Source organism: Kitasatospora sp. NPDC001539 (genome assembly GCF_040298565.1).
In the GTDB taxonomy this organism is placed as follows: domain Bacteria; phylum Actinomycetota; class Actinomycetes; order Streptomycetales; family Streptomycetaceae; genus Kitasatospora.
Genome location: NZ_JBEPAK010000214.1, coordinates 469 through 12214 on the forward strand (window position 1 = coordinate 469; position 11746 = coordinate 12214).

Below are 11746 nucleotides of genomic sequence, written 5' to 3' on the forward strand. Positions count from 1 at the left end.
TAGCTCTGGTTGGCGGTGTTGCTGATCGTGTACGCCACACCCGTACCCGCACACGTACTGCTGCTGTACGAACTCGTGATCACCCAACCGGTCGGGATCGGCGACATCGAACACACCGTCGCGTAGCTCTGGTTGGCGGTGTTGCTGATCGTGTACGCCACACCCGTACCCGCACACGTACTGCTGCTGTACGAACTCGTGATCACCCAACCGGTCGGAATGGGCGACATCGAACACACCGTCGCGTAGCTCTGCGTGCTCACATCGGCGATGGTGTACGCGACGCCGGTGCCGGCGCAGGTGCTGCTGCGGTACGAGCTGGTGATGACCCAGCCGGGCGGGATGGGGGAATTGGAGCAGATGGTCGCGCTCGCGGTGAGCTGCTGGGGGGCCGCCTGCGCCTGCGCGGTTGCGGCGGTCATCACCCCCAGGAGCATGAGCACGACAGTCAGCAGATGAGGTATGCGGTCCCGTACGGTCTTCAATGCCTGCCTCGGATCTTCTCGACGCTCTACGACACTTGGCGTGGGTGAAGTGAACGATTGGCACACTGTTCCTTCACCCTTGGCCGAGATGGTGTCAGAGTTGGTCCGGGGCCACCAGTGCCCCGGGTGTCGGCGTCTCGAAGTCCGCACCCGCGGATCACCCACCTCGGGGCGGGGGCCGGCGCCGTGGCCGTCCACGCGACGCCCGGGCGCGGGCCGGCGCGGACGGCGTGTCAGTCACCGTGGCTCCGAAGGGTTTCCTTGACCTTGGCGATCGCGAAGCCCCACCCCTGCTGGACGGTCGGCTTGCCCGGCACCGCCAGTTCCCGGGGATTGGTCAGCACGTCGAGCAGCACCGGCCCCGGCGTCGCGAAGGCCCGGCGGACACCGTCCTCGAGCTCCGACGGGTCGGTGACCCGGATGCCGGTCAGTCCGAGCGCGGTGGCGACCGCGGCGAAGTCCGGGTTGTCCAACTCCGTACCGAACTCCGGGAGTCCGGCCTGCTCCTGTTCCAGCTTGACCATGCCGAGGCGCCGGTTGTCGAACACCACGAGCTTCACCGGCAGCCGGTACGTCCTGATCGTCATCAGGTCGCCGAGCAGCATGCTCAGGCCGCCGTCGCCGCAGAACGCCACCACCTGCCGGTCGGGGGCCCACAGTTGGGCACCGAGCGCCTGGGGCATCGCGTTGGCCATCGAGCCCAGGTTGTACGACCCCAGCAGCCGCCGGCGGCCGCGCATGGTCACGAAGCGGGACAGCCAGACCGTGGCCATGCCGGTGTCGGAGGTGAAGATCGCGTCGTCGCTCGCGCAGGCGTCCACCGCGGCGGCCAGCGCCTCCGGGCGCACGTCGTGGTCGCGGTTGTCCAGGGCGCTGCGCAGCCGGCCGAGCAGCCGGTGGTCGTGGTGGGGGTCGGCGAGGCGCTGCTGACCGGAGGTCCACTCCTCGAAGCTCTTGCGCGCGGCTTCCAGGTGTGACCGCTCCGTGGCCGGTTCGAGGTGCGGCAGGAGCGCGCGCAGGGTGGCCGCGGTGTCGCCCGCGAGTCCGACGTCGACGGGCATCCGGCGGCCGAGGTGGCGTTCGAGGAGGTCGATCTGGACGACCTTGCAGTCGGTGGGGTACCAGTCGCGGTACGGGAAGTCCGTGCCGAGCATGACGAGGGTGTCGCAGTCGTCCAGGGCCTGGACGGCGGCGGGGTTGCCGATCAGGCCGGTCTGCCCGACCTGGTAGGGGTTGTCCTCCTCGAACCCCTCCTTGGCCTTGAGGGTGAGGACCATCGGCGCGGACAGGCGCTCGGCGAGTGCGAGCACCTCCTCTCGGGCGTCCCGGGCGCCCCGGCCGACCAGCAGGGTCACCCGGTCGGCGGCGTTGATGAGGTCGGCGGCCTCCCGGATGCCGGCGTCGTCGGCGCGGGTGACGGGGCGGGTCCGCGGGAAGCGGGCGGGGCGGTCGTCCGTGAGTTCCCGGTCGCCGAGGTCACCGGGGACCGTCAGGACCGCCACGCCGCGTTCGCTGATCGCCGAGCGGACGGCGGCCTCCAGCATCCTGGGCAGTTGGTCCGGCGAGGTGACGGTCGCCCGGAAGACGGCGACGTCCCGGAACAGCAGGTCGTTGTCGACCTCCTGGAAGTAGTCGCTGCCCATCTCGGCCGAGGGGACCTGACCGGCGATGGCCAGCACCGGGGTCCGGCTCTTGGCCGCGTCGTACAGGCCGTTGAGCAGGTGGACCGAGCCGGGGCCGACGGTGCCCATGCACACCCCGAGGGTGCCGGACAGCTGGGACTGGGCGCCCGCGGCGAAGGCGGCCGCCTCCTCGTGGCGGCAGCCCACCCAGTCGAGGCCCTCGGTGGTGCGGATCGCGTCGGTCAGCGGATTCAGCGCGTCGCCGACCACGCCGAAGACATGGCGCACGCCCAGCTCCTTCAGGGCGTCGACGATCACGCGGGCGACGGTACGTGCCACGTTGGGTTCCCTTCGTAGTGTTCGTGGTGTCAGACGGTGAACCGGTCGGGGTCGGCCTCGTCCCAGTCGCGCGCCCACGCTTCGGGGGCGTCCTGGAGCAACTGCCCCGGTGCCAGCCAGGAGTGGATGTCCGCGTAGGAGCGGATGGTCTGCGGGTCGAGGCGGCGCTGGAGCATGTGGGGACGCAGTTGCGACGGTTCGCGGACCCCCATGGCGGCCATGATCTGCAGGGCGCTCTTGACGGTGGCCTCCTGGTAGCGCCGCACCCGCTGGGACTTGTCCCCCACGTGCAGGGCGCGCGCCCGGCGCGGGTCCTGGGTGGCCACGCCGACCGGGCAGGTGTTGGTGTGGCAGCGCTGGGCCTGGATGCAGCCGACCGCGAACATCATGGCCCGGGCGGCGTTGGTGTAGTCGGCTCCCTGGATCAGCCGCTTGACCAGGTCGCTGCCGGTGGCCACCTTGCCGCTTGCGCCGATCCGGATCCGCTCGCGCAGACCGCTGCCGACCAGCGCGTTGTGGACCGTCATCAGGCCCTCGGTGAGCGGCAGGCCGACGTGGTCGGCGAACTCCAGCGGGGCGGCGCCGGTCCCGCCCTCCGCGCCGTCGACGACGATGAAGTCCGGTGTCACCCCCTCCTCCAGCATGGCCTTGCAGACCGCGAGGAACTGGCGGCGCGAGCCGACGCAGAGCTTGAACCCGGTCGGCTTGCCCCCCGCCAGCCCGCGCATCCGGCCGATGAAGCGGACCAGCTCGCGCGGGGTGGAGAAGACCCGGTGGTAGGGCGGGGAGACGACGGTCCGGCCCTGCGGGACGCCGCGCACCCGGGCGATCTCCGCATCGACCTTGGAACCGGGAAGCACGCCGCCGATGCCGGGCTTGGCGCCCTGGCTCAGCTTCAGCGACACGCACTTGACGTGCGGGTGCGCCGCCTTCTCGGCGAACAGGCCCGGGTCGAAGTCCCCGTCCTCGGTGCGGCAGCCGAAGTAGCCGGTGCCGATCTCCCACACCAGGTCCCCGCCGGGCCGCAGGTGGTACTCGGACAGGCCGCCCTCCCCGGTGTCATGGGCGAAACCGCCCAGCGCGGCACCGGTGTTCAGGGCCAGCACGGCGTTGGCCGACAGCGAGCCGAAGCTCATCGCGGACACGTTGAGCAGCGACATCCCGTACGGCCGGGTGCAGTCCGGACCTCCGACCAGCACCCGCGGCGGGTGCTCGGGCACCGCGACCGGGGCCATCGACGGCACGAGGAACTCGCGCCCGCTCCCGTAGAGGTCCAGCTCCGTGCCGAACGGCTCCTCCGCGTCGGTCCCCTTGGCCCGCTCGTAGACGATGCTGCGGGTGTCGCGGTCGAACGGGCGCCCGTCCACGTTGCGTTCGATGAAGTACTGCTGCAGCTCGGGCCGGATGCCTTCCAGGGCGAACCGCAGGTGGCCCAGGACCGGGTAGTTGCGCAACACCGAGTGCCGGGTCTGCAGCAGGTCCGCCACCCCCAGCGCCGCCAGCGCCAGCAACGGGACGGCCGCGCACCACCACCACGGCGACACGACGGCGGCCACCACCGTTGCGGCGACCGCTCCACACCCCAGCCAGGCGATCCACAGGAATCTCAACACGGAGCCCGTCTAACCCCGAACGCCGTGCTCAAGCACCCCGGCGACGCGATCCGCGCCACTGCGCCGCACCCGGTGGTGGGGACGGCCGGAGAGCAGGGCCGGCCCCGTCGGCGCACCGACCCGCCCCCCGTCGGCGGTGTGCGGCGCCGGGGGGCGGGTCGGCTCTGACGGCCCTACGGGCTCACGGGCCTACGGGCCTACGGGCCCACGGCCCCACCGGCTCTACGGAGCCAGCTGCCGCTTGATCCGGGCGATCAGGTCGCTCGCGTCCACCGGCTTGGTGACGTAGTCGGAGGCGCCGGCGGCCAGGCTCTTCTCGCGGTCCCCGATCATGGCCTTCGCCGTGACGGCGATGATCGGCAGGGCCGCGTGCTCGGGCATGGCGCGGATGGCGGAGGTGGCCGCGTACCCGTCCATCTCGGGCATCATGACGTCCATCAGGATCACGTCGACCTCGCCGTGCTCGGCGAGGGCGTCGAGGGCGGCGCGGCCGTTCTCGGCCTGGAGCACCCGGACGCCGTGGAGTTCGAGGATCCCCGTGAGCGCGTAGAGGTTGCGGTCGTCGTCGTCGACGACCAGCACGGTGCGGCCCGCGAGTGAGCCGTCGACGTCCTGGCCGGTGGCCGCCGCCGGTTCCTCGGAGCGCACCAGCGGCAGCACGTCGCCGGGTTGTTCCGCGCTCAGGTGCAGGGCGATGCGCTCGCGCAGTTCGTCCAGGCTGGAGATCAGCTCCAGGGGCTGGCTCGCGGCGTGCGCCTGGAGCGCGCTCTCCTGCTCCGTGCCCAGTCGGCGGGTGTGGTGGGCCAGGACCGGCACCCCGTGCAGCGCCGGGTCCCGGACCATGTCGTCGAGGAATCCGAGCGCGGCGTCCTCGGGCAGGTCCAGTTCCAGGACGACGCAGTGGCAGGGCGTGACGGCGAGCGCGGCGGCCGCCTCGGAGGCACCGACGGTGGTGATGATCTCCACCGGCACCCGCGGTCGGCCGAGGTTCGGCTGACCGGCCAGGTCGGCGACGGCGCTCTCCGCGACCAGGGAGAGCAGGCCGCGCGGACGCTCCTCGATCACCAGCAGCCGCTTCGGCTGGACCGCGTCCGCCGCGGCTGCGGGGGTGCGGTGCGGTTCGGGCTGCCCGGTGTCGTCGGTGGCCTCCCCGGGCGAGGCGGCCTCCAGCGTCGCCCGGGCGCCCTGGGCGCTCAGTTCGGCGAAGTCGGGCTGGACGGCGGGCAGGTAGAGCGTGAAGGTGCTGCCCTGGCCCGGCGTGCTCTCGGCGGTGATGACGCCGCCGAGCAGGAAGGCGATCTCCCGGCTGATCGACAGGCCCAGTCCCGTGCCGCCGTACTTGCGGCTGGTCGTCCCGTCGGCCTGCTGGAAGGCGCCGAAGACGGTCTCCAGGTGCTGGGGAGCGATGCCGATGCCGGTGTCCACCACGCGGAAGGCGACGACCGGCCCGCCGCGCCTGGCGGCTTCGGGGGCCCGCGACTCCTCGATCACGTCGATGCGCAGCTCGACGCTGCCCCGCTCGGTGAACTTGACGGCGTTGGACAGCAGGTTCCGCAGCACCTGCCGCAGCCGGTACTCGTCGGTGAGCAGTTCGGCCGGGACCGCCGGGGCGGTCCGGACGGTGAACGCCAGGTTCTTCTGGCTGGTCATCGGCCGGAACGTGGCTTCGACGTAGTCCAGCAGCTTGCGCAGCGGGATGCGGTCCGGGTTGATGTCCATCTTGCCGGCCTCGACCTTGGAGAGGTCGAGGATGTCGTTGATGAGCTGGAGCAGGTCGGAGCCGGCGGAGTGGATGATGCCGGCGTACTCGACCTGCTTGGCGGTCAGGTTCCGGGTCGGGTTCTGGGCGAGCAGCTGGGCGAGGATCAGCAGGCTGTTGAGCGGGGTGCGCAGCTCGTGGCTCATGTTGGCCAGGAACTCCGACTTGTACTTCGAGGCGAGCGACAACTGGTGGGCCCGGGCCTCCAGTTCCTGGCGGGCCTGCTCGATCTCCAGGTTCTTGGTCTCGATGTCGCGGTTCTGCGCCGCCAGCAGCTCGGCCTTCTCCTCGAGTTCGGCGTTCGAGGACTGCAGCTCCTCCTGGCGCGCCTGCAACTCCTCGGAGCGGGCGCGGAGTTCGGCGGTCAGGCGCTGGGACTCGCCGAGCAGCTCGTCGGTGCGGGCGTTGGCGACGATGGTGTTGACGTTGACGCCGATCGCCTCCCGCAGCTGTTCGAGGAAGTCGCGGTGGACCTGGGTGAAGGAGTGAACGGTGGCGAGCTCGATGACGCCGAGCACCTGCTCCTCGACCACGATGGGCAGCACGACGAGGTCGACCGGCTCGGTGCGTCCCAGGCCGGAGGAGACCGTCACGTAGCCGGCGGGCAGGTCGGAGACGGCGATGGTGCGCTTGCTGCGCGCCGCCTGGCCGACGAAGGACTGGCCGAGCTTGAACCGGCTGCCCACCGCTTCGTCGGGGTGGGCGTAGGAGCTGATCAGGTTGAGGTAGGTCCCCTCGTCCGTCTCCTCGGCAAGGTAGAAGGCCCCGTACTGCGCGGAGACGAGCGGCGTGAGCTCGTCCATGATCAGCTCGGCGACGAGCGCGAGGTCCCGTCGGCCCTGCATCAGACCGGAGATCCGGGCGAGGTTGGACTTCAGCCAGTCCTGCTCCTCGTTGGCCCGGGTGGTCTCGCGCAGCGACTCCACCATGAAGTTGATGTTGTCCTTGAGGTCGGCGACCTCGCCGGAGGCGTCCACGGTGATCGAGCGGGTCAGGTCGCCGGCCGCCACCGCGCTGGCGACCTCGGCGATCGCCCGGACCTGCCGGGTGAGGTTGCCGGCCAGCTCGTTCACGTTCTCGGTGAGCCGCTTCCAGGTGCCGGAGACGCCCTCGACCTCGGCCTGGCCGCCCAGGCGCCCCTCGCTGCCGACCTCCCGGGCGACGCGGGTGACCTCGGCGGCGAAGGAGCTCAGCTGGTCGACCATGGTGTTGATGGTCGTCTTGAGCTCGAGGATCTCCCCGCGCGCGTCCACGTCGATCTTGCGGGTCAGGTCGCCCTTGGCCACCGCGGTGGTGACCTGGGCGATGTTGCGCACCTGGCTGGTCAGGTTGTGCGCCATGAAGTTGACGTTGTCGGTGAGGTCCTTCCACGTCCCGGCGACGTTCGGGACCCGGGCCTGGCCGCCCAGGGTGCCTTCGGTGCCGACCTCGCGGGCGACCCGGGTGACCTCGTCGGCGAAGGCCGAGAGCGTGTCGACCATGGTGTTGATCACACCGGCGAGCGCCGCGACCTCGCCCTTCGCCTCGACGTTGATCTTCTGCGACAGGTCGCCCTTGGCGACCGCCGTGGCGACCTGGGCGATGGACCGCACCTGGCCGGTGAGGTTGGAGGCCATCACGTTGACGTTGTCGGTGAGGTCCTTCCAGGTGCCGGAGACGCCCCGGACGGTGGCCTGGCCGCCGAGGTTGCCCTCGGTGCCGACCTCGCGGGCCACCCTGGTCACCTCGTCCGCGAACGCGCCCAGCTGGTCGACCATCGTGTTGATGGTCTCCTTCAGCTCCAGGATCTCGCCGCGCGCGTCCACTCGGATCTTCTGCGACAGGTCGCCCTTGGCGACCGCGGTGGTCACCTGGGCGATCGAGCGGACCTGTGCGGTCAGGTTGTCGGCCATGACGTTCACGGACTCGGTCAGGTCCCGCCACGTCCCCGAGACGTCCCGCACGTCCGCCTGGCCGCCCAGCCGGCCCTCGGTGCCGACCTCGCGGGCCACCCTGGTCACCTCGCCGGCGAAGGCGGAGAGCTGGTCGACCATCGTGTTGATGGTGTCCTTGAGTTCCAGGATCTCGCCGCGGGCCGTGACGGTGATCTTCTGGGAGAGGTCGCCCTTGGCGACCGCGGTGGCGACCTGGGCGATCGAGCGGACCTGAGCGGTCAGGTTGCCGGCCATGAAGTTGACGGAGTCCGTCAGGTCCCGCCACGTCCCCGAGACGCCCTTGACGTCGGCCTGCCCGCCCAGGATGCCCTCGGTGCCGACCTCGCGCGCCATCCGGGTGACCTCGTCGGCGAAGGCGCTCAGCTGGTCGACCATCGTGTTGACGGTGTTCTTCAGCTCCAGGATCTCGCCGCGCGCGTCGACGGTGATCTTCTGGGAGAGGTCACCCTTGGCGACCGCCGTGGTGACCTGGGCGATGTTGCGGACCTGGTCGGTCAGGTTGCCGGCCATGAAGTTGACGGAGTCGGTCAGGTCCCGCCAGGTCCCGGCGACCCCGGGCACCTGGGCCTGACCGCCCAGCCGCCCCTCGCTGCCGACCTCGCGCGCCACCCGGGTGACTTCGTCGGCGAAGGCGCTCAGCTGGTCGACCATCGTGTTGACGGTGTTCTTCAGCTCCAGGATCTCGCCGCGCGCGGCGACGTCGATCTTCTGCGACAGGTCGCCCTTGGCCACGGCGGTGGCCACCTGGGCGATGTCGCGGACCTGGCTGGTCAGGTTGCCCGCCATGGCGTTGACCGAGTCGGTCAGGTCCTTCCAGGTCCCCGAGACGCCCGGCACGTCGGCCTGACCGCCCAGCTGGCCCTCCGTGCCCACCTCCCGGGCCACCCGGGTCACCTCGGAGGTGAACAGGGCGAGCTGGTCGACCATGCCGTTGAAGACGGTGGCGATCTCGCCCAGCAGGCCGTCGGCGTCGCCGGGCAGCCGGGTGCCGAAGTCGCCGTCGCGAACCGCCGTCAGACCGGCCAGCAGTTGGCGCAGTTCCGGTTCGCCGACCTGGGCGGGGCCGGGGCCCTGCGGACCGCCGACGGTAGTGGACTTCGTCGAGCCAGCCATCGAACGTCGCCTCCGTAGAACGCCGGGGCCCCACGGCCACTGCGTGCCTGCTCAGCCCGGTAGACCTGTTGCTGCCGTTCGGCGGCGCCGCCGGCAGGCGAACGCACCGCCGAGAGGCTACCCCAGCCCGTTCACCGGGCGCGAACCGCCTGCCCCTCCGGGCGGCACGCGCGGTCCGTGCGGTGACATCCGGGGGGTGGGGCGCTACCCTGCCCCGGGCCGCGGGAGGGCAGCGGCGGGGTCACCCCGGGTCCGCGCCGTCGGCGCGGATGGTGAAGACCTGGTCGAGACCGACGAGGGCGAGCACGCGCAGCGTGTTGGCCGGCACGGCGGCCAGGACGATGTCCGCGCCCGAGGCGTGGGCGTGCCGCCGGGCCGCGAGGAGCGCCGTGATGCCGCTGGAATCGCAGAACTCCAGGCCGGACAGATCGACGACCAGGCACTGGTGCTCGTGCAGGGCGAGCGTGTCCAGGTGTCGGCGCAGGTCGGGGGCGTGCTCGTAGTCGAGGTCGCCGGCCACGTGCAGGACGGGGCCGGTGGACGTGTCGCGGTGGCTGATGGTCAGGCTCATGGTCAGGGATTCGTCGACGGGTCGGTGGACGGGCGGGTGGCGGGGACGCCGAGGGCCAGCAGGGCGGTGTCGTCGTCCAGACCGTCGCCGAAGCCTTTCAGCAGCGCGGTCAGGGCGTCGATCACCGCGTGGGCCCCGGCGGGCGCCCGGTCGGCGGCGAAGGCGAGCAGTGCGTCGTCTCCGAAGAGGCTCTCGCGGGTGGGGCCGGTTCGGGCCTCGGTGAGTCCGTCGGTGTACAGCAGGAGGGTGTCTCCGGGGTCGAGGACGGTCCGGGCGGTGGTGAAGGGCGCTTCGGGCAGGATACCGACCAGCAGCCCGCCGGGGGTCGGCAGGAACCCGGTGCTCCCGTCCGCGCGCAGCACCAGGCTCGGCGGGTGGCCGCCGGAGGCGACCCGCACCTCGACCCGGCCGTCGTCACCGGCGGGTTCCAGGAGACCGAAGACGGCGGTGCAGTAGCGCGGGTCCCCGGCGGCGGCGTAGTGCTCGTGCAGGACGGCGTTCAGGGTGGCCAGAGCGGCCGCGGGCTCGGGATCGTGCAGGGCGGCGGCGCGCAGCGTGTAGCGGGTCAGCGAGGTGAGGGAGGCCGCCTCGGGCCCCTTGCCGCAGACGTCGCCGAGGAAGAAGGCCCACCGGCCGCCGCCGACGGGGAAGAGGTCGTAGAAGTCGCCGCCGAGCCGGTCGGGCGAGGCGGTGTGGTAGTAGACGGCCGCCTCCAGTCCCGGCACGGTCGGCAGCGACGAGGGGACGAGTGACCGCTGGAGGGCGGTGAGGGCCTCGGCCAGCCGCTGCCGGTCGGTCTCCGCCTGCCGGAGCGCGGCCTCGGCCTGCGCGCGGGCCCGTTCGGCCTCGACGCGGGCCTGTTCGGCCTCGGTGCGGGCTCGTTCGGCCTCCTCGCGCCGGCGCAGCAGTTCGATCTCGTAGGCCCGCCGGTCGGAGGCGTCGGTGACGGTGGTGCGGATCAGCAGCGCCTCCCCGCCGCTCCCGTGCCTGATGACGGAGGACACCAGCACCGGCAGCCGGCCCGCGCCGCCGGTCTTCATCTCCAGGGCGATCCCGTGCACTTCTCCCTGCATCCGCAGCAGCGGGGCGAAGTGCGTCTCGTGGTACAGCTTGCCGCCTACGGTGAGCAGGTCGGTGAAGCGCATCCGGCCCACCACCGAGGAGCGGTCCAGCCCCAGCCAGTCCAGGAGGGTGGTGTTGATCCTGGCGATGGTGCCGTCCATCAGCGTCGACAGGTACCCGCAGGGGGCCCGCTCGTACAGGTCCTCGGCGCTGTCCTCCAGCAGTGCGGTGAACGCGGCGTCGGTGGCCGCGCGGTCGTCCGACGCGCCCGGTTCCTCACCGATCCGGGACATCACCGAAGTCCGGTGAGGAACGCGAGAACGGCTTCGGCCGCGGCCTCGGGTGCGCTCAGCTGCGGGCAGTGGCCGGTGGCGTCCAGGGTGACCAGGCGGGAGGAGGGGATCGAGGCGCGCACGTACTCGCCGACCTCCCGGGGTGCGATGGCGTCCTGCGTGCAGTCCAGGACCAGCGTCGGGACGGTGACGCGCTTCAGGTCCTCCCGGCTGTCGGACAGGAACGTGGTCCGGGCGAAGACCCGGGCGATCTCCGGATCCATGGCGCAGAAGCTGTTCGTCAGTTCCCTTCCCAGCTCCGGCCGGTCCGGATTTCCCATGATCACGGGGGCCATGGCCGAGGACCAGCCCAGGTAGTTCGACTCCAGGGCGGCCAGGAGCTCCTCGATGTCCTCGGCGCTGAAGCCGCCCCGGTACCCGTCGTCGTCGATGTAGCAGGGCGAGGAAGTCACCATCACCAGCGCGCCGATCCGCTCGGGCACCGACTCGGCCGCCAGCACCCCCACCATCGCGCTCACCGAGTGCCCGACGAACACCGCGTCCCGCAGGTCCAGTGCCTCGCAGACGTCCGCCACGTCCCGCGCGTAGCCGTCGAGCGAGGAGTAGCGCTCCTCGCTCCACGCGGCCGCGTCCGATCCGCCGCAGCCGACGTAGTCGAACAGCACCACCCGGTACCGCTCCGCCAGGGCGGGCACGACCAGGCGCCACATGTTCTGGTCGCAGCCGAACCCGTGCGCCAGTACGACCGCAGGCCCGTCGACCGGTCCGCTGACTGTCACGTTGTTCCTGCGGCGCGTGTCCATGGCGGCCATCCTCCCATCGGCCGCAGGTCCAGCGGTTCCCGGGGTCGGATGTGACCGGAAGAGGTACGTCTCCCCGCCGCGCCTGGCCGCCGGCGACGGGCCGATCGGCGCGATGCGGCACTGGGCCCGGCAGTTCTACCCGCCGGACGACC

Annotated in this window: 6 protein-coding genes and 1 pseudogene; all 7 read right to left on the reverse strand. The window is 71.6% G+C overall.

Annotated features, from left to right (window positions below):
• Nucleotides 1-443 (reverse strand): annotated as a pseudogene (locus ABT247_RS26100) (hypothetical protein); the annotation flags it as partial.
• Between the two features lie 275 nt (nucleotides 444-718).
• Entirely contained in the window at nucleotides 719-2446 is a 1728-nt protein-coding gene (locus ABT247_RS26105) for a thiamine pyrophosphate-dependent enzyme (RefSeq protein ID WP_350746658.1), read from the reverse strand.
• Between the two features lie 29 nt (nucleotides 2447-2475).
• Nucleotides 2476-4047, reverse strand: coding sequence for an FMN-binding glutamate synthase family protein (locus tag ABT247_RS26110; protein ID WP_502892506.1), 1572 nt, complete (start codon nucleotides 4045-4047; stop codon nucleotides 2476-2478).
• Between the two features lie 234 nt (nucleotides 4048-4281).
• Nucleotides 4282-8865 (reverse strand): HAMP domain-containing hybrid sensor histidine kinase/response regulator, encoded by a 4584-nt coding sequence (locus tag ABT247_RS26115; protein ID WP_350746661.1) that lies wholly within the window; start codon nucleotides 8863-8865, stop codon nucleotides 4282-4284.
• 241 nt (nucleotides 8866-9106) lie between these two features.
• Nucleotides 9107-9436 carry an STAS domain-containing protein gene (locus ABT247_RS26120; protein ID WP_350746663.1) on the reverse strand — a complete coding sequence of 110 codons (330 nt, stop codon included), beginning with the start codon at nucleotides 9434-9436 and terminating at the stop codon, nucleotides 9107-9109.
• 2 nt (nucleotides 9437-9438) lie between these two features.
• Nucleotides 9439-10791 (reverse strand): PP2C family protein-serine/threonine phosphatase, encoded by a 1353-nt coding sequence (locus ABT247_RS26125; RefSeq protein ID WP_350746666.1) that lies wholly within the window; start codon nucleotides 10789-10791, stop codon nucleotides 9439-9441.
• Nucleotides 10791-11594: an alpha/beta fold hydrolase gene (locus ABT247_RS26130; RefSeq protein ID WP_350746668.1), complete on the reverse strand. Its 804-nt coding sequence runs from the start codon at nucleotides 11592-11594 to the stop codon at nucleotides 10791-10793. The genes ABT247_RS26125 and ABT247_RS26130 overlap by 1 nt, the downstream gene beginning before the upstream one ends.
• Nucleotides 11595-11746: the final 152 nt, after the last annotated feature.